Source organism: Kitasatospora sp. NPDC056138 (genome assembly GCF_042264695.1).
In the GTDB taxonomy this organism is placed as follows: Bacteria; Actinomycetota; Actinomycetes; order Streptomycetales; family Streptomycetaceae; genus Kitasatospora.
Genome location: NZ_JBHJVK010000001.1, coordinates 108,278 through 126,142 on the forward strand (window position 1 = coordinate 108,278; position 17,865 = coordinate 126,142).

The 17,865-nt window shown below is 71.0% G+C and carries 15 protein-coding genes; 8 read left to right on the forward strand and 7 right to left on the reverse strand.

Annotated elements, in window-relative coordinates; all coding sequences use genetic code 11:
• The 3 genes from ACFC1R_RS00455 to ACFC1R_RS00465 form a co-directional block, all read right to left on the reverse strand.
• Window positions 1–1,809 carry an ABC transporter ATP-binding protein gene (locus ACFC1R_RS00455; protein ID WP_375930388.1) on the reverse strand — a complete coding sequence of 603 codons (1,809 nt, stop codon included), beginning with the start codon at window positions 1,807–1,809 and terminating at the stop codon, window positions 1–3.
• A gap of 82 nt (window positions 1,810–1,891) precedes the next feature.
• Entirely contained in the window at window positions 1,892–2,953 is a 1,062-nt protein-coding gene (locus ACFC1R_RS00460) for a BMP family protein (protein ID WP_375930391.1), read from the reverse strand.
• A gap of 381 nt (window positions 2,954–3,334) precedes the next feature.
• Window positions 3,335–4,600: an amidohydrolase gene (locus tag ACFC1R_RS00465; RefSeq protein ID WP_375930394.1), complete on the reverse strand. Its 1,266-nt coding sequence runs from the start codon at window positions 4,598–4,600 to the stop codon at window positions 3,335–3,337.
• Between the two features lie 394 nt (window positions 4,601–4,994).
• Between ACFC1R_RS00465 and ACFC1R_RS00470 the strand changes: the two genes are divergently transcribed.
• Entirely contained in the window at window positions 4,995–7,055 is a 2,061-nt protein-coding gene (locus tag ACFC1R_RS00470; RefSeq protein ID WP_375930397.1) for a protease pro-enzyme activation domain-containing protein, read from the forward strand.
• A 79-nt stretch (window positions 7,056–7,134) separates the two neighbouring features.
• Here the strand turns inward: ACFC1R_RS00470 and ACFC1R_RS00475 are convergent, their stop codons facing one another.
• Window positions 7,135–8,742 (reverse strand): methylmalonyl-CoA mutase, encoded by a 1,608-nt coding sequence (locus tag ACFC1R_RS00475; RefSeq protein WP_375930400.1) that lies wholly within the window; start codon window positions 8,740–8,742, stop codon window positions 7,135–7,137.
• A gap of 224 nt (window positions 8,743–8,966) precedes the next feature.
• Between ACFC1R_RS00475 and ACFC1R_RS00480 the strand changes: the two genes are divergently transcribed.
• Both ACFC1R_RS00480 and ACFC1R_RS00485 read left to right on the forward strand, forming a co-directional pair.
• Window positions 8,967–9,710 carry an SDR family oxidoreductase gene (locus tag ACFC1R_RS00480; protein WP_375930403.1) on the forward strand — a complete coding sequence of 248 codons (744 nt, stop codon included), beginning with the start codon at window positions 8,967–8,969 and terminating at the stop codon, window positions 9,708–9,710.
• A gap of 508 nt (window positions 9,711–10,218) precedes the next feature.
• Window positions 10,219–10,659: a 2-oxo-4-hydroxy-4-carboxy-5-ureidoimidazoline decarboxylase gene (locus ACFC1R_RS00485; RefSeq protein WP_375930891.1), complete on the forward strand. Its 441-nt coding sequence runs from the start codon at window positions 10,219–10,221 to the stop codon at window positions 10,657–10,659.
• A 26-nt stretch (window positions 10,660–10,685) separates the two neighbouring features.
• Here the strand turns inward: ACFC1R_RS00485 and ACFC1R_RS00490 are convergent, their stop codons facing one another.
• A complete protein-coding gene (locus tag ACFC1R_RS00490; RefSeq protein WP_375930406.1) occupies window positions 10,686–11,429 on the reverse strand; it encodes a hypothetical protein in 744 nt (247 codons plus the stop codon).
• A 246-nt stretch (window positions 11,430–11,675) separates the two neighbouring features.
• On the opposite strand from ACFC1R_RS00490, the gene sdhC reads away from it, so the two are divergent.
• Genes sdhC through ACFC1R_RS00510 form a run of 4 tightly spaced genes read left to right on the forward strand, consistent with a single transcriptional unit; the run spans window position 11,676 to window position 15,104 of the window.
• Window positions 11,676–12,056 (forward strand): succinate dehydrogenase, cytochrome b556 subunit, encoded by a 381-nt coding sequence (sdhC, locus tag ACFC1R_RS00495; protein WP_045305386.1) that lies wholly within the window; start codon window positions 11,676–11,678, stop codon window positions 12,054–12,056.
• 5 nt (window positions 12,057–12,061) lie between these two features.
• Window positions 12,062–12,553 (forward strand): succinate dehydrogenase hydrophobic membrane anchor subunit, encoded by a 492-nt coding sequence (locus ACFC1R_RS00500; RefSeq protein WP_375930409.1) that lies wholly within the window; start codon window positions 12,062–12,064, stop codon window positions 12,551–12,553.
• A 35-nt stretch (window positions 12,554–12,588) separates the two neighbouring features.
• A complete protein-coding gene (sdhA, locus tag ACFC1R_RS00505; protein ID WP_375930412.1) occupies window positions 12,589–14,331 on the forward strand; it encodes a succinate dehydrogenase flavoprotein subunit in 1,743 nt (580 codons plus the stop codon).
• On the forward strand, window positions 14,331–15,104 hold the full coding sequence (locus ACFC1R_RS00510) for a succinate dehydrogenase iron-sulfur subunit (RefSeq protein ID WP_045305389.1): 774 nt from the start codon (window positions 14,331–14,333) through the stop codon (window positions 15,102–15,104). The genes sdhA and ACFC1R_RS00510 overlap by 1 nt, the downstream gene beginning before the upstream one ends.
• Window positions 15,105–15,179: 75 nt before the next feature.
• Here ACFC1R_RS00510 and ACFC1R_RS00515 read toward each other — a convergent pair whose 3' ends face one another.
• On the reverse strand, window positions 15,180–15,425 hold the full coding sequence (locus ACFC1R_RS00515; RefSeq protein WP_375930415.1) for an SCO4848 family membrane protein: 246 nt from the start codon (window positions 15,423–15,425) through the stop codon (window positions 15,180–15,182).
• A gap of 138 nt (window positions 15,426–15,563) precedes the next feature.
• Here ACFC1R_RS00515 and ACFC1R_RS00520 point away from each other — a divergent pair, with 138 nt between their 5' ends.
• Complete coding sequence (locus ACFC1R_RS00520) at window positions 15,564–16,811, forward strand: D-alanyl-D-alanine carboxypeptidase family protein (RefSeq protein WP_375930418.1); 1,248 nt, start codon at window positions 15,564–15,566, stop codon at window positions 16,809–16,811.
• 159 nt (window positions 16,812–16,970) lie between these two features.
• On the opposite strand, the gene ACFC1R_RS00525 is transcribed toward ACFC1R_RS00520, so the two are convergent.
• Window positions 16,971–17,834, reverse strand: a complete 864-nt coding sequence (locus ACFC1R_RS00525; RefSeq protein WP_375930421.1) for a class I SAM-dependent methyltransferase — start codon at window positions 17,832–17,834, stop codon at window positions 16,971–16,973.
• Window positions 17,835–17,865: the final 31 nt, after the last annotated feature.

Here is a 17,865-nt window from a genome sequence, read left to right on the forward strand (position 1 = left end):
TTACTCCCCCGCCTGCGTGGTGCCGTCGGCGGTGTCGGTGGGCTCGTCGTGCGACTCGCCGTGGTGCGGGTGCTCGGCCTCGGTCTCGGTGCCCTCGGCGGCGATCGCCTTGTCCTCCTCGACGGCCTCCGGGTCGGACTCGATGTGGCCGGTGGCCGCACCGGTCATCGCGGTGCCCAGGTCCTCGGCGGTGACCGTGGCCGGGTCCGCGTCGGCGACCAGGCGGCCGCGGTAGATGACCCGGATGGTGTCGGAGAGGCCGATCAGCTCGTCCAGGTCGGCGGAGATCAGCAGCACCGCCAGGCCTTCGCGCTGGGCGCTGCGGATCTGCTCCCAGATCTGCGCCTGCGCGCCGACGTCCACACCGCGGGTGGGGTGGGCCGCGATCAGCAGCTTGGGGTTGTGGCTCATCTCGCGGCCGATGATCAGCTTCTGCTGGTTGCCGCCGGAGAGCGAGGCCGCGGTGACGTCGATCCCGGGGGTGCGGACGTCGAACTCCTCGACGATCCGCTGGGTGTCCGTACGGGCGGCGGCGGGGTCGAGCAGCATGCCCTTGGAGTTCGGGGCCTCGGTGACGTGGCCGAGGATGCGGTTCTCCCAGAGCGGGGCCTCCAGCAGCAGGCCGTGCTTGTGGCGGTCCTCGGGGATGTAGCCGATACCGGCCTCGCGGCGGGCCCGGGTGAGCGAGTCGGAGAGGTCGCTGCCGTCCAGGACCACACTGCCCGCGTCCAGCGGGAGCATGCCCATGATGGCCTCGACCAGTTCGGCCTGGCCGTTGCCCTCGACACCGGCGATGCCGAGGATCTCGCCCTTGCGGATCCGCAGCGTGATGTCGTCCAGGACGACGCGCTCGATGCCCTCGGCGTCCGCCTTGGCGATCCGCAGGCCGTCGACCTTGAGCATCTCCACGTCGGTGACGGTGGACTCGCGGCTCTCCGGGGAGGGCAGCTCCGCGCCGACCATCATCTCGGCGAGCTGGCGGGCGGTCACGTCGGCCGGGTCTGCGTCGCCGACCGTGGTGCCGCGCCGGATGACGCTGATCGCGTCGGCCACCGAGAGCACCTCGTGCAGCTTGTGCGAGATGAAGATGACGGTGACACCCTCGGCCTTGAGCTCGCGGAGGTTGCCGAAGAGCGCGTCCACCTCCTGCGGCACCAGGACGGCGGTGGGCTCGTCCAGGATCAGGATCTTGGCGCCGCGGTAGAGCACCTTGAGGATCTCGACGCGCTGCCGGTCGGCCACGCCGAGGTCCTCGACCAGCGCGTCCGGGCGGACGCCCAGGCCGTACTGGTCGGAGATCTCCTTGATCTTGGCCTTGGCCTTGGCTCCTATGCCGTGCAGCTTCTCGCCGCCCAGGACGACGTTCTCCCACACGGTGAGGTTGTCGGCCAGCATGAAGTGCTGGTGCACCATGCCGATACCGCGCGCGATGGCGTCGCCGGGGGTGTTGAACTCGGTCTGCTCGCCGTTGATGGCGATGGTGCCCTCGTCGGGCTTCTGCATCCCGTAGAGGATCTTCATCAGCGTGGACTTGCCGGCGCCGTTCTCGCCCATCAGGGCGTGGACGGTACCGCGCTGCACGGTGAGGTTGATGTCGTGGTTGGCCACGACGCCGGGGAAGCGCTTGGTGATGCCGCGCAGTTCGACGGCCGGTGTCGCCGTCCCCGCGCTGGGGTTGCCGCCCTTGCTGAGGGCGGGTTCGGAAGCGGTGATGGCGATCTCCTGGTGGTATGGAGGCGCGTCGTTGCGCTGGAGGGCCAAGACGGGGGGATTTGGGGGGACGGGACGGGGCCCGGTGGAGCGCGTCATGCGCGACCCGCCGGGCCCCTCCCTGATGGTGCGTCAATCATGCCCGCTGCCCGACAGGCGACAGCGGCAGGTGAGGCTGGTGTCAGCTCTGCGGAGCGGTCGGGACCTTGGTGGCACCCGAGGTGATCGCCTTGGTGGCGTCGTCCAGCTTGCCCTTGATGTCGTCGATGAAGCCGCCGGTGGTGGCCAGCGAGACACCGTTGCCCTTCAGGTCGAAGTTCTTGATGCCGGTCAGCGGGTTGCCGTCCTTGGCCGACTTGATGTACTCGAGCACGGCGACGTTCACGTTCTTCACCATCGAGGTGAGGATGTGGTCCTTGTACTTGGACAGCGCCGGCTGCTTGGCCTGGTCGGCGTCGACGCCGATGGCCCACTTGCCGGCCTGCGCGATGGCCTCGATGGCGCCCGAGCCGGAGGAGCCGGCGGCGGTGTAGATGACGTCCGCGCCCTTGTCCAGCTGACCCTGGGCAGCCTCCTTGCCCTTGCCCGGGTCGTTGAAGCCGCTGAAGTCCGGCGGGGTCGAGAGGTAGGTGGTCTCGACCTGGATCTTCGGGTCGACCGAGGCGACACCGGCCTTGTAACCGGCCTCGAACTTCTTGATCAGCTCGGACTGGACACCGCCGATGAAGCCGACGTGCTTGGCCTTGCTCTTCAGCGCGGCAGCGACACCGGCCAGGTACGAGCCCTCCTGCTCCGAGAAGGTCAGCGAAGTGACGTTGCTCGGCTGGGTGTTGGAGGAGGAGTCGATGATCGCGAACTTGACGTTCGGGTTGTCCTTGGCGACCTTCTCGACGGCGGTCTGGTACACGAAGCCGACCGCGATGACCGGGTTGTAGCCGTTGGAGACCAGCGTCTTGAGACGGGTCTCCTTGTCGGCCTCGGCCTCACCGGTCTTGGCCTCGGCCTCGGTGACGCTCACGCCGAGCTGGGTCTTGGCGTCGTCGAGGCCCTTGGCGGCGGAGTCGTTGAACGACTGGTCGCCGCGGCCACCGATGTCGTAGGCCATGCCGACCTTGAGCGAGGAGCCGCCGGACGAGCCGGAGGAGGCGGAGGTGTCGGTGCTCTTTGCGCCGCAAGCGGCGAGCGAGGCGATGCCCAGGGAACCCGAGAGCACTACCGCGGCGAGCTTCATTGAACGGCGCAAGGGAGTTTCTCCTTCTCACACACCCGTTTGGCGTGGTCGAGCGCCACCGTAACGCGCGTAGAACACGGTTGGGTTACGGCCTGGAAGGGCATTCGGGTTGTTACCAAAATGTGGTCCTACGTCCGGACGAACCGGACAAAACCGCCACCTCGTACTCCCCGAACTGTCAGTACCCGGTGGTAGTGCGAACACCCTGTGCCAGTGTCTGAACACCCTACGCCAATACCGTGCCCGCCTTGAAACCGCCCGCCGTCACCCGTCGCCGTCCGCTTTCCTCCATCCGCCGGCCACCCACCCGCCAACCGCCGTCCGCCGAGCACTTCCCGCTGCCCGCCAACCGCCGGCCGGTAGCCGGTTACCGGCCACCGGCCGCGCGGCGGCTCACACCCGGCCGTGCTCCAGCGCCAGCGCCGCGAAGAGCTCCACGCCGATCCCGATCGCCCGCTCGTCGACGTCGAAGTCGCCCTGGTGCAGGTCGCGCGCGCCCTTCTCGTGCGGCGCCCGGACGCCGAGCCGGGCCAGTGCACCGGGAGCCTGCTCCAGGTACCAGGAGAAGTCCTCGCCGCCGAGGCTCTGCTCGGTGTCCTCGACCACCGGGCCGCCGTCCTGCGCGAAGCGGGCGGTCATCGCGGTCTCCAGCTGCGCGATCGACTCGTGCTCGTTCACCACCGGCGGCACGCCGCGGTGGTAGTCGAGGGTCCACTTGGCCCGGTACGTCTCGGCGATCCTGGCGATCAGCTCGTGCAGGGCCTCGGGCGCCTCGCGCCAGCCGGCCAGCTCCAGGCAGCGGACGGTGCCCTCCAGTTCGGCGTGCTGCGGGATGACGTTCGGCGCCGAGCCCGAGGCGATCCGGCCCCAGACCAGGCTGACGCCCCAGCGCGGGTCCATCCGGCGGCCCAGCGCGGCCGGCAGGTCGGCGGCCACCTTGGCCACCGCCGTCACCAGGTCCGTGGTCAGGTGCGGGCGGGCGGTGTGGCCGCCGGGGCCGTCCAGGTGGAGTACCAGGCGGTCGCAGGCCGAGGTGATCGCGCCGATCTTCAGGCCGATCCGGCCGACCGCCACCCGCGGGTCGCAGTGCAGCGCGAAGATCCGGCCGACCCCCTCCATGCCGCCCGCCTCGATCACGTCCAGTGCACCGCCCGGCATCACCTCCTCGGCCGGCTGGAAGATCAGCCGGACCGGCTGCTTCAGCTCGCCGGTCTGCGCGGCCTGGACCAGCACCAGTGCGGTGCCGAGCACGACGGCGGTGTGCACGTCGTGTCCGCAGGCGTGCGCCCGGCCCGGCAGGGTGGAGTGGTAGGGGACGTCGGTCTTGGCGTCGTCGATCGGCAGCGCGTCGATGTCCGCCCGGAAGGCGAGGAACGGGGCTCCCGGCTTGGTCCCCGGCGGGACGATGTCCACGATCATCCCGGTGCCGTGGGGCAGCACCCTGGGCGTCAGGCCGGCCGCCACCAGGCGCTCGCGCAGCAGCCGGGTGGTGCGGAACTCCTGGCGGCCGAGCTCGGGGTGCCGGTGCAGGTCCCGCCGGAACGCGATCAGCTCGGCCTCGTGCACCCGCACCCGGGTGCGCAGGTCGGACCCCGCCCGGAGGGCACCGGGGTGGGCGGGGGGCTGGGGTGCGGACTCGACGGCCTGAGGTTGGTTCACCTCAACAAGAGTAGGCCGGTGACGGGGATTTGGCCTGACTTCCGGCGAAGTCACGCTTACCGGCCGTGGAGATGGGTATGACATACCGTTTCAGCCGCCTTCCCGATGATCACTGCCCTGTGCAACGAGTCCCGGGCCGGACGGACACGGCGCCCTCCGCCACCTTCCGCATTACACCCCTCTGACCGGATTGCCCCGTCATGCCGCCCTACCGGCGGGTCATGCCCTGGCAAAGCTTTGGCATGCACTCTTGAGCGGCGCACACGCGTCCGAATAGACAACTACCGCACAGTCAACTTCCCTGCCACGACTAGGTGAACTGCTCGTGGCTTCCTCCGCCATGCCCTCACGAAGGTGACCTGACGGAGCTTCACAGAAGAAGTGGGGACCCTACGTGCCAGCAGCACGAACCCTGCGCACCCGGACGGCGGTCGCGGCCCCGGCCGTTGCCGCGCTGATCCTGGGGACGCTCGCGGTCGCGACTCCCGCCGGAGCTGCCACCCCGGTCAACGAGCAGAGCGCCAAGGAGCTCCCGGGCAGCCACCCGGCGTGGGCCACCGCGCAGGCGGACACCGGCGCCGTCGCCGACTCCGTCCAGAGCACCGCCCGGGTCTACCTGGCCGGCCAGAACCAGGCCGGCCTGGCCGCCCTGGCCAAGGCCGTCTCGGACGTCAACTCGCCCGACTACGGCAAGTTCCTGTCCGCCGAGGACGCCAAGGCCAAGTTCGGCGCCACCCCGGCCCAGGTCAAGGCGGTCACCGCCTGGCTGACCGGGGCCGGCCTCAAGGTCACCGACCAGACCGCGCACTACCTCGAGGTCTCCGGTACGACCGGCGCGCTGACCAAGGCGTTCGGCGCCCCGATCCACACGTACCGGACGGCTGACGGCACCCACCGCGCCCCCGCCCGCGACGCCGTGGTCCCGGCCTCCGTCGCCGACGCGGTGCTGGGCGTCGCGGACCTGACCGACACCCACCACAAGGCCGTCTCGCAGGCCGTCTCGGTGAAGGACGCCGAGCAGGGCGCCCAGGCCCGGTCCGCCCTCGCCTCGCCCGAGGCCGCCCGGCCGGCCGCCCTGCCGACCGTTCCGACCTGCGCGGACAACGGCTACGCGTCCAAGATGGCCAAGGGCGCCCCGGCCGGGTACGAGAAGAACGAGCCCTTCGCGCCGTGCTCGTACACCCCGACCCAGCTGCGCAAGGCGTACGGCATCACCGATGCCAAGGTGACCGGCAAGGGGGCCCGGATCGCCATCATCGACGCCTACGCGCTCGGCACCATGGAGCAGGACGCGAACCACTTCGCGAAGCTGCACGGCGACAAGCCGTTCGCCAAGGGCCAGTACACCGAGGTCGTCAGCAAGGACAAGTGGAACCACCAGTCCGACTGCGGTGACTGGTCCGGCGAGGAGGCCCTCGACGTCGAGATGGCGCACGGTCTCGCGCCCGACGCCAAGGTCACCTACGTCGGCGCCGACTCCTGCCTGGACGGCGACCTGAACGCCGCGCTGGCCAAGGTCGTCGACGGCCACCTGGCCGACATCGTCTCCAACTCGTGGGGCGAGATCATGCACGGCAAGAGCGGCGACCTGGACCCGGCGGTCATAGCCGCCGACAACCAGCTCTTCGAGCTCGGCTCCGTCGAGGGCATCAGCTTCACCGTCTCCAGCGGTGACTGCGGCGACAGCTCGCCCGGTGCCGCGGCGACCGGTGTCAACTGCGAGAAGGACACCAACCAGGCGCAGGCCGACTGGCCGTCCGCGTCCCCGTGGGTCACCTCGGTCGGCGGCACCGCCCTGGAGCTCGCCGACAAGAGCGGCAAGTACGGCCACGAGGTCTCCATGGGCGACCAGCGCTCGGTGCTCTCGGCCGACGGCAAGTCCTGGACCCCGATGCCCGGCGCGTTCTACTTCGGTGGCGGCGGCGGCGTCTCCAAGGACTTCCAGCAGCCCTGGTACCAGAAGGGCGTCGTGCCCAAGTCCGTCTCGATGACGGCCGCGGACGGCACCAAGTCGCTGACCCCGCTGCGGGCCACCCCGGACGTCGCGATGAGCGGTGACCTGGTCGCGGCCACCCTGGTCGGCTACACCCCCGACAAGGGCGCCTACAGCGAGGGCGGCTACGGCGGCACCTCGGTCGCCGCTCCGGAGTACGCGGCCGTGCTGGCCGACACCATCCAGGAGCGCGGCGGCCGCGCCGTCGGCTTCGCCAACCCGGCCATCTACGACCGGGCCGGCACCAAGGCGTTCCACGACGTCAACAACGCTGCCGTGCACACCCCGTTCGGCAACGTCGTCGACCTCGGCATGGTCGGCGGGCAGCTCAAGGTCCGCCTGTACAAGATCGGCGCCGACTACGGCCTGAACACGTCGAAGGGCTACGACACCGCGACCGGTGTCGGCACCCCGAACGGCGCGGACTACTTCGCGTCCTTCAAGCTGGCCAAGAAGCACTGATCCAGCGCGTGAGCGAGGGGCCCCGGGTCGCAACCGACCCGGGGCCCCTCGGCGTCGCCGGCCGGAAGCCGGCCGGGACTCAGAAGCGGTCGACCGGGGTGTACGTCCCCCAGACCTCACGCAGCGCGTCGCAGACCTCGCCGACGGTCGCCCTGGCCGCCAGCGCCTCCTTCATCGGGTACAGCACGTTGTCGCTGCCCCGGGCCGCCCGGCGCAGCGCGGTCAGCGCCCGGCCCACCGCCGCTCCGTCGCGCTCCGCCCGGAGCGCGGCCAGCCGGGCGGCCTGTTGCGCCTCGATCGCCGGGTCCACCCTGAGCGGCTCGTACGGCTCCTCGGCGTCCAGCCGGAAGCGGTTGACGCCGACCACGGTGCGCTCACCGGAGTCGGTCTGCTGCTGGATCCGGTAGGCGGTGCGCTCGATCTCGCCCTTCTGGTAGCCCCGCTCGATCGCGGCCACCGCGCCGCCCATCTCCTCGACCTTCCGCATGAGTCCGAGCGCGGAGTCCTCCACCTCGTCGGTCATCGACTCGACCACGTAACTGCCCGCGAACGGGTCCACGGTGGCGGTGACGTCGGTCTCGTAGGCGAGCACCTGCTGGGTGCGCAGCGCGAGCCTGGCGGACTTCTCGGTTGGCAGCGCGATGGCCTCGTCGAAGCTGTTGGTGTGCAGCGACTGGGTGCCGCCGAGCACCGCGGCGAGCGCCTGCACCGTGACCCGGACCAGGTTCACCTCCGGCTGCTGGGCGGTGAGTTGGACACCGGCAGTCTGGGTGTGGAAGCGCAGCATCAGCGACCTGGGGTTCTTCGCGCCGAACTCCTCGCGCATCACCCTGGCCCAGATCCGGCGCGCCGCACGGAACTTGGCCACCTCCTCCAACAGCGTGGTGCGGGAGACGAAGAAGAAGGAGAGGCGCGGCGCGAAGTCGTCCACGTCCATCCCGGCGGCGATCGCGGTCCGGACGTACTCGATGCCGTTGGCCAGCGTGAAGGCGATCTCCTGCGCGGGGTCCGCCCCCGCCTCGGCCATGTGGTAGCCGGAGATCGAGATGGTGTTCCACTTCGGGATCTCGGCACGGCAGTACCGGAAGACGTCCGCGATCAGGCGCAGCGACGGCTTCGGCGGGAAGATGTACGTCCCGCGCGCGATGTACTCCTTCAGCACGTCGTTCTGGATCGTGCCGGTGAGCCTGCCGGAGGCCACCCCCTGCGCCTCGCCGACCAGTTGGTACAGCAGCAGGAGCAGGCTGCCGGGGGCGTTGATGGTCATCGAGGTGGAGACCCCGCCCAGCGGGATGCCGCCGAACAGGACGCCCATGTCCTCGACGCTGTCGATCGCCACCCCGACCTTGCCGACCTCGCCGGCCGCGATCGGGGCGTCCGAGTCGTACCCCATCTGGGTCGGCAGGTCGAAGGCGACCGACAGGCCCGTGGTGCCGTTGGCGATGAGCTGCCGGTAGCGGGCGTTGGACTCGGCGGCGGTGCCGAACCCGGCGTACTGGCGCATGGTCCACGGCCTGCCGGTGTACATCGTCGGATAGACGCCCCGGGTGAAGGGGTACTCGCCGGGCCGGCCGAGCCTGGTCGCCGGATCCCAGCCGGCGAGGGCCTCGGGGCCGTACAGCGGCTCGATGGAAGTGCCTGACTCGGTGAAGCGGCCCGGTTCGGTGCGGCGGGGCTCGGCTGCCATCGGGGTTCCTCCGCGGGGTGACGGTGCTGTCGTGAACACTGTTCGGGGCTCGGCATGAACGCCGTCCGAGGTTCGGCCGGGGATTCGCAATGTAGTGCGGCGCGCCGGGGAGCGGACGGACGCCACGGCCGGGACCTCGCCCACAGGTGTACCCGGGGAAATTGGGATCATCGGGCCGGTTGAGATCATGGGGGGTACAGACCGAACTCTCCCCAGGAGTGGCAATGACCGAGCAGAAGGTGGCCGTGGTCACCGGTGCGAGCAGCGGAATCGGCGCGGCGACCGCCAGGCGGCTGGCCGCGGACGGCTTCGAGGTGGTCCTCACCGCACGCCGTACCGAGCGGATCGAGGCGCTGGCCAAGGAGATCGGCGGCCGCGCCCTCACCCTCGACGTCACCGACCGCGCCGCCGTGGCCGCCTTCGCGGCCGAGGTCGGCCGGGTGGACGTCCTGGTCAACAACGCGGGCGGGGCGATCGGCGCCGAGTCCGTGGAGCTGGGCGACCCGGACGACTGGCGGGCCATGTACGAGGTCAACGTGATCGGCGTACTGCAGGTCACCCAGGCCCTGCTCCCCGCCCTGCGGGCGACCGGCGACGGTACGGTCCTGGTGCTCTCCTCCACCGCGGCGCTGGCCGCGTACGAGGGCGGCGGCGGGTACGTCGCGGCCAAGCACGCCGCGCACAGCGTCGCCGCGACGCTCCGCCTCGAACTGTGCGGGGAGCCCATCCGGGTGATCGAGATCGCCCCGGGCATGGTCAGGTCGGAGGGCTTCGCGGTCACCCGCTTCCGCGGGGACGAGGCCAAGGCCGCCGCGGTGTACGCGGGCGTGGCCGAGCCGCTCACCTCCGAGGACATCGCGGACACCGTCTCCTGGGCCGTCACCCGCCCGTCCCACGTCAACATCGACCTGCTGGTGGTCCGGCCGCGCGCCCAGGCCGCCAACCACAAGGTCCACCGCGAGCTGTAGCCCTCCCGGACCGGGAAGGCCGAGGTCCGCACCGGGGCCGGCGGGCCGGTCGCACCGCCCCCACCAGGGCTTCGCGGGTGCAACCGGCCCACCGGGCCCGGTCGCCCGTCGGCTCCCGCCGGCCCGTGCGGTTCCCCGCGCCCCCGGGGTCGACGCGTCACCCGTGCGCCCCTGGACCTGACCCGTGAGTGTCAACGTCACAACTTGATAGCTCGGCCGGGTGAATTCTGCGCGCCGACTCCACAACTGATGAGCCGTCAACTACCGTGGTCCCGCTGCCGGGCCGGCCTCCTGACATCCGGCCCGGCCTCGCCCTCCACCGGTCCGTCGCGCCACCGCGCCGCACGTACGTTCGTCAGCGCACCCGCTCCCTGCCTGCTCCCCTCCCGAGGAGGACCCGCTGACCAGCGACATCCCGCCGCAGCGGCTCACACCCCTGTCGGCGCCGTCCCTGCTCGGGCTTCACCGCTTCAACGAGGCCGACCCCGGCGCAGCCGAGGAGGCCCTGCTGGCCTGCTGCGGAAGCCACCGGTGGGCCCTGCGGCTCGCCGCCCACCGCCCCTACCCCGACATAGAGTCCCTGCTCGCCGCCGCGAGCGAGGCCTCGTACGACCTGCGTCCGGCCGATTTGGCCGAGGCGCTGGCGGACGAGAGCTGGATGCCGCAGCCGCTGCTCGGCATGCGCGCACCCGGCAGCCAGGCCGCCCACACCGCCCTGCGCGCCGCGCACGCCGCCTACGAGGCGCGGTTCGGCCACGTCTTCGTGGTCTGCCTGGACGGCATCGCCCCCGAGGAGATGCTCGACGCCGTGCTGGTCTCGATCCGCACCCGACTGGCGAACGACCCGGACGAGGAGCGGCTGACCGCCTCCGACGAGCTCCGCCGGATCGCCCTGACCAGGCTGGAACACCTGGTCGCCACACACGCCGCCGCCAGCCCCTCCCGGTAGGCCCGCCGTCCGGCACCGGCCCGCGGCTAAGGCTGCTGCGCCCTGTGCAGCTTGGCCACCTGCGTCCGGACGAGCCTGTCGTCCGGCGCGGGCGCCGGGTCCTTGCCCGTTCCGACGGTGGTGAACACCGCCAGCACCGTGCCGGTCCGCGCCATCAGGGCGCGCTGGGCCAGCGGGTCGGGACCGGATTCATCCGTCAGGGTGAAGGCGGTCGCACCGTCGGCTCCCTCGGGAGTGGGCGTGTCGAGCCTGGCCAGCCGGTGCCTGGCGCGGACCACACCGCCCTTGCGCCCCGGCCCCCCGGCGCTCTGGCCGGTCGAGGTGAAGCTGCCGCACCGTGCCAGCACCTGGTCCAGCTCGGTCTGGATGTCGGCGGCCCGGCCGGGCTTGAAGGCCAGCAGGCCGGTGTAGACGCTGCCCCTGGCCCCCTTGGGGTCTGTTCTGGGGTCCGCGGCCACCGCGACGTCCAGGTCGGTCTCGGCAAACGGGCCGGTGGCGGGGTCGCCCGGCCCCACCGCGTCGAGCACCGGCTGACAGGCCGCCACGTCGGAGGTCCGGCGGTCGGAGCCCTGCCGGGTCTCACGGCCGGGGGCCATCACGGTGACCGTGTAGCCGGGGCCGAGGTCGGCGCCGGTGACGGCGGCGGCCTTCAGCCGGTCGGCGGTGAGCGGCTGCGCCGCCACCCGGTCCACGGACGGGGTGACGGTGGTGCAGCCGGTCGCCAGTGCGAGCAGCGCGCAGCAGAGGACGCGGAAGGGGTGGTGCGGCACGGGAGGTCCTCGGCTGGGGCGGGGGCGGGTCGGATTCCGCGCACCGTAGCGCAGTCGTACGCGCACGCAGCGTCACGGTTCCCGGTTTCGTTAGCCCGTGAGTGCTGCTTTGATCACACCTGACACCCCCGGAGGCGGTCGACGACGAGGCGTCGATAGGATGCTCGCGGCCGGTGGACCGTACCCGGCCGGGCTGACCGACACCGAAGCCGGCCGAGCCCCCAATCCGCTTCCGGAGGGTTTTCCGTGCCGGCTGGAACGCTGTACCGCGGCCGGGAAGGCATGTGGAGCTGGGTGGCTCATCGAGTCACCGGCGTCCTCATTTTCTTCTTCCTGTTCGCACATGTCCTCGACACCGCGTTGGTGCGGGTGTCGCCGCAGGCGTACGACTCCGTCATTCAGACGTACAAGACGCCGCTCGTGAACCTGATGGAGTACGGCCTGACCGCCGCCATCCTGTTCCACGCCCTCAACGGCCTCCGTGTCGTCGCGGTCGACTTCTGGGCCAAGGGCCCGAAGTACCAGAAGCAGATGCTCTGGACCGTGGTCGGCGTCTGGGTCGTCCTGATGGCCGGCGCCTTCTACCCGATCCTGCAGCACACCCTTCGCACCTGGTTCGGGGGCTGATCCCGATGGCTACTGAGATCTCCGACACGATCGTCGTCCCCTCCGCCCAGGCCCACACGGGCCAGGGCCTGGGGACCGGCAACCCGGCCGACGCGTTCGTCGTCGAACCGGCCCGCGCCCGTACGAAGAAGACCCCTCGTCGTACGCGCACCAACTTCGAGATGCTCGCCTGGCTCTTCATGCGCCTCTCGGGTGTCGTCCTGGTCGTCCTGATCCTGGGCCACCTGCTGATCAACATCGTCCTCGACGGTGGCGTCTCCAAGATCAGCTTCGCCTTCGTGGCGGGCAAGTGGGCCTCGCCGTTCTGGCAGGGCTGGGACCTGCTGATGCTGTGGCTGGCCATGCTGCACGGCTCCAACGGCATGCGCACGGTCATCAACGACTACGCGGAGAAGGACTCCACTCGCCTGTGGCTGAAGCTCCTCCTCGGTGCCGCGACCGTCTTCACGGTCCTGCTCGGCACCCTGGTGATCTTCACCTTCGACCCGAACATCTAATTCGGTAAGCGACCCGGACGAGGCGACTAACCCCCATGCAGATTCACCAGTACGACACCGTCATCGTCGGCGCGGGCGGCGCCGGCATGCGCGCGGCCATCGAGTCGACGCAGCGCGGCCGCACCGCGGTGCTGACCAAGCTCTACCCCACCCGCTCCCACACCGGCGCGGCTCAGGGCGGCATGTGCGCCGCCCTCGCCAACGTCGAGGAGGACAACTGGGAGTGGCACACCTTCGACACGGTCAAAGGTGGTGACTACCTGGTCGACCAGGACGCCGCCGAGATCATGTGCAAGGAGGCCATCGACGCCGTCCTCGACCTGGAGAAGATGGGTCTCCCCTTCTCCCGGACCGACCAGGGCCGGATCGACCAGCGCCGCTTCGGCGGGCACTCCCGCAACCACGGTGAGGCCCCCGTCCGCCGGTCCTGCTACGCGGCGGACCGCACCGGCCACATGATCCTCCAGACGCTGTTCCAGAACTGCGTCAAGCACGGTGTCGAGTTCTTCAACGAGTTCTACGTCCTCGACCTGCTGATCAACGAGGGCAAGACCGCCGGCGTGGTCGCCTACGAGCTGGCCACCGGCGAGATCCACGTCTTCCAGGCCAAGGCCGTCGTCTTCGCCTCCGGCGGCACCGGCAAGATGTTCAAGGTCACCTCGAACGCCCACACCCTGACCGGTGACGGCCAGGCCGTGGCGTACCGCCGCGGTCTGCCGCTGGAGGACATGGAGTTCTTCCAGTTCCACCCGACCGGCATCTGGCGCATGGGCATCCTCCTCACCGAGGGTGCGCGCGGCGAGGGCGGCATCCTGCGCAACAAGGACGGCGAGCGCTTCATGGAGCGCTACGCCCCCGTCATGAAGGACCTCGCGTCCCGTGACGTCTGCTCGCGCGCCATCTACAGCGAGATCCGCGAGGGTCGCGGCTGCGGTCCGGACGGCGACCACGTCTACCTGGACCTCACCCACCTGCCGCCGGAGCAGCTGGACGCCAAGCTCCCGGACATCACCGAGTTCGCCCGCACCTACCTCGGCATCGAGCCCTACACGGACCCGATCCCGATCCAGCCCACCGCGCACTACGGCATGGGCGGCATCCCGACCAACGTCGAGGGTGAGGTGCTGCGCAACAACACCGACATCGTCCCCGGCCTGTACGCGGCCGGCGAGGTCGCGTGCGTCTCGGTGCACGGCGCCAACCGCCTGGGCACCAACTCGCTGCTGGACATCAACGTGTTCGGCCGCCGTGCGGGCATCGCCGCCGCCGAGTACGCCCACAACCACGACTACGTCGAGCTCCCGGCCGACCCGGGCAAGCTGGTCCAGGACCTGGTCGACGGCCTGCGCGAGTCCACCGGCACCGAGTCGGTCGCGCAGCTCCGCAAGGAGCTGCAGGAGTCGATGGACGCCAACGCGTCCGTGTACCGCACCGGTGACACCCTCAAGCAGGCCGTCGAGGACATCGCGGCGCTGCGCGAGCGGTACAAGAACGTCGCCATCCAGGACAAGGGCATGCGCTACAACACGGACCTCCTGGAGGCCGTGGAGCTGGGCAACCTGCTCGACCTGGCCGAGGTGCTGGTCGTCTCCGCGCTGGCTCGCCAGGAGTCCCGCGGCGGTCACTACCGCGAGGACTTCCCGAAGCGCGACGACGAGAAGTTCATGCAGCACACCATGGCGTACCAGGAGGTTGCCGAGGACGGCACCACCTCGATCCGCCTCGACTACAAGCCGGTCGTCACGACCCGCTACCAGCCGATGGAGCGTAAGTACTGATGAGCACTCCGACTGTGGAGAAGCACTCGGCCGCTCTGGACGCGGCCGAGGCCGGCGGCACCCAGCTGATCACCTTCACCCTCCGGATCCGCCGGTTCAACCCGGAGGAGCACCCGGACCCGGTGTGGGTCGACTACCAGCTGGAGATGGACCCGAAGGAGCGCGTCCTGGACGCCCTCAACAAGGTCAAGTGGGAGCAGGACGGCACCCTCACCTACCGTCGCTCCTGCGCGCACGGCATCTGCGGCTCCGACGCCATGCGCATCAACGGCCGCAACCGGCTGGCGTGCAAGACCCTGATCAAGGACGTCAACCCGGAGAAGCCGATCACGGTCGAGGCCATCAAGGGCCTCACGGTCCTCAAGGACCTGATCGTGGACATGGACCCGTTCTTCCAGGCGTACAAGGACGTCATGCCGTTCCTCATCACCAAGGGGAACGACCCGACCCGCGAGCGCCTGCAGTCCCAGGAGGACCGTGAGCGGTTCGACGACACCACCAAGTGCATCCTGTGCGCCGCGTGCACGTCGTCCTGCCCGGTCTTCTGGAACGACGGCCAGTACTTCGGCCCGGCCGCCATCGTCAACGCGCACCGCTTCATCTTCGACTCGCGTGACGAGGGTGCCGAGCAGCGCCTGGAGATCCTCAACGACCGCGAGGGCGTCTGGCGCTGCCGGACCACCTTCAACTGCTCCGAGGCCTGCCCCCGTGGCATCGAGGTCACCAAGGCGATCCAGGAAGTGAAGCGGGCCCTGGTGACCCGCCGCTTCTGATCCCCTGCGCACCAACGGCTGAGGCCCCGTCCGACGGACGGGGCCTCAGCCGTTCCCCGGCCGGGGAACCCGGTTTCAGGCCTTCTTGTCCGCGCGCAGGCCGCGCACGCCGATGCTGCCGACCAGGAGGCCGAGGATCAGGGAGGTGATGGCGAGCAGCAGGTGGATCCAGAAGAAGGCGGTGGGCTGCGAGTGGTCGCCGTTGGTGAAGGCCTGGCCACCGGAGTCCTTCCAGAGGTTCTTCACGAAGGTGGTCCAGATGATGAGGGACCAGACGCCGAAGGCGGCGAGGAACCAGGAGGTGCGGCGGCTGAGCTTCATGGGGCGTCCTTGCGGGCGGGGAGGTCGGGTCGCAGTCCAGTATGAGGAGTCGGCCACACGGCCCAGCGACCGGCACTCGTCGGGGGGACGCGCGCGGCGCGGCGACCGGCCCGGCCACGCCCTGGGTACGGTCACTCCGTGCTCTCAGCCAGTCACCTCACGTACCGTTGCGCGGTGGTCGCCGCCGCCGTCTCACTCTGCGCCGCCGCGGCGCCGCCGCGGGAGGAGCAGCCCCCGCCGGGCATGTCGACGACCGGTGGCCCCCGGCTCGCGCTGTCCGGGGTCCAGGTGTCGCCCAAGGCCGGGGCCCCCGCCCTCCCCGCTGACCTGACCGGCCGGTCCTGGCTGGTGGCGGACGCCGGGAGCGGCGAGGTGCTGGCGGCCCAGAACGCGCACTGGCGGCTGCCCCCGGCCAGCACGCTGAAGATGTTGTTCGCCGACACCGTGCTGCCGAAGCTGCCGCGCTCGACGGTCCACCGGGTCACCCACGAGGACCTGCTGAACCTCGGCGAGGGCAGCAGCCTGGTCGGGGTGAAGGAGGACCTCGACTACCAGGTCGAGGACCTGTGGCGCGGGGTCTTCCTGAGCTCGGGCAACGACGCGGTGCACGTCCTCGCCCACATGAACGGCGGCGTCGACCGGACCATCGCCCAGATGCAGTCCCAGGCGGACGCGATGGGCGCGCACGACACCCATGTGGTCTCCCCCGACGGCTACGACGCGGACGGCCAGCTCTCCTCGGCGTACGACCTGACGCTGTTCGCCCGGGCCGGACTGCGCAACGCGGACTTCCGGTCGTACTGCTCGACCAAGACGGCCACCTTCCCCGGGGCCTACGACAAGGCCACCGGCCGGCGCACCAGCTTCGGCATCGCCAACACCGACCGGCTGCTGGGCCGCTACCCCGGCCTCATCGGCGTCAAGAACGGCTACACCACCAACGCGGGCGCCACCTTCGTCGGCGCCGCCGAGCGCGACGGGCGCACGCTGCTGGTCGCGGTGATGCACCCCGAGTCGTACATGAAGGTCTACGACGAGACGGCGGCGCTGCTCGACTGGGGCTTCGCGGCGGCGGGGAAGGTCGCCCCTGTGGGGCGGCTCGTGGACGAGTCGGCGGGCAAGCCGGACGGGCTGGCGAAGGCGAACTCGCAGGGGTCGGGGACACAGGGCGGGGACTCGCCGAACGCCGTGCCGGTCCGGCGGGACGAGGTCGGCGCGGGCGGGTGGATCGCCGCCGGGCTGTGCGCGGCGGCCGGGGCGGTCGCGCTGCTCGGCCTGCTGGCGCGACGCCGCCGGAACCGGGCCGAACAGCTCCGGAGCGCCTCCGCCACCGAACCGGACGGCACGACCGAGCCGGTGGGCGCGACCGCCGCCCGCCCCGACTGACGGGCCGCCCCCGGCCGGTCGGGCAGCGCCTGGCAGCTGCCCGACCGGCCGGGGGCACGCGCAGCACGGAACAGGGCGCGGCAGCGTCGCCGCCGGTCTCGCGAGGCTCCCCGCGCGCCGGGTGCCCGGCCGTCGCGGCCGAAGCCGCCGGGCGGCACGTCAGCTGCGGCGGCGGGCCGACCGGCGGCGGATGGCCCGGGTGGCGACCGGGGGGAGCAGGTCGAGGGCGAGGCGCCGGACGGTGGAGCGGCGGGGCCGTTCGAGGGCGTTCCTGGCGGGTCCGTCCCAGGCGAGGCGGTGGACCCTGTGGTCGGCGATGGTGTCCTCGTCCATGCGGTAGCCCTCGCCCCGCCAGTCACGCGCGCGCAGCTCCCGTCCGACGGCCTCGGCGTCGCCCCAGGTGCCGTAGAACTTCTCGGGGGTCAGGCAGACGGGTCGCAGCCCGTGGTCGAAGACCGCCTCCCAGACCGCCGCCGCCACGCCCGGGGTGTGCTCGGAGCGGTAGTCGTCCAGGGCGATCACGCCGTCCTGGCCGAGGGCCGCTCTGGCCACCTGGATGTCGGTGGTGACGTGCTCGTACAGGTGCGAGGCGTCCACGTGGACGAAGCGGCAGCTCCCGGCCCGGACGCGGCCGTCGGCGAGGGCGGAGGTCGGGGCCTGGATCACCGTGGGCAGGTGGCGGTGGAAGGCCAGGTAGTTGGCCTCGAAGGCGCGGCGGGTGAGGGACCCGCGGTACGACATCGCCATCTCGGCGGAGTTGTCGTCGTCGGGCGCGTCGGAGTCGAAGAGGTCGCAGACGGTGAGGGTCTCGCCGGGCTGGAGGTGGTTGCCGAGCAGGATGGCGCTGCGGCCGAGGTAGGTGCCGAGTTCCAGGATGTCGCCGCTGGTCCCGGCGGCGGTCTGCCGGTCCAGCAACCAGCCGAAGACCTGCTGGTCGGTCCTCCAGAACCAGCCGGGCACGTCGTCCGGGGTGCGGGGTGCGGCGTCGGGGGCGGGGACGAGGGCGGGTTCGGCGCTGATCACGAGTGCCTCCAGGCGGGGGCGGGCGGAGTGA

What these genes read in the sequence shown, in the direction of transcription:
- sdhA (WP_375930412.1), top strand. Translation starts at nt 12,589, where the DNA reads ATGCAGATTCACCAGTACGACACCGTCATCGTCGGCGCGGGCGGCGCC.
- ACFC1R_RS00515 (WP_375930415.1), bottom strand. Translation starts at nt 15,425, where the DNA reads ATGAAGCTCAGCCGCCGCACCTCCTGGTTCCTCGCCGCCTTCGGCGTC.
- ACFC1R_RS00455 (WP_375930388.1), bottom strand. Translation starts at nt 1,809, where the DNA reads ATGACGCGCTCCACCGGGCCCCGTCCCGTCCCCCCAAATCCCCCCGTC.
- ACFC1R_RS00500 (WP_375930409.1), top strand. Translation starts at nt 12,062, where the DNA reads ATGGCTACTGAGATCTCCGACACGATCGTCGTCCCCTCCGCCCAGGCC.
- ACFC1R_RS00475 (WP_375930400.1), bottom strand. Translation starts at nt 8,742, where the DNA reads ATGGCAGCCGAGCCCCGCCGCACCGAACCGGGCCGCTTCACCGAGTCA.
- ACFC1R_RS00510 (WP_045305389.1), top strand. Translation starts at nt 14,331, where the DNA reads ATGAGCACTCCGACTGTGGAGAAGCACTCGGCCGCTCTGGACGCGGCC.
- ACFC1R_RS00480 (WP_375930403.1), top strand. Translation starts at nt 8,967, where the DNA reads ATGACCGAGCAGAAGGTGGCCGTGGTCACCGGTGCGAGCAGCGGAATC.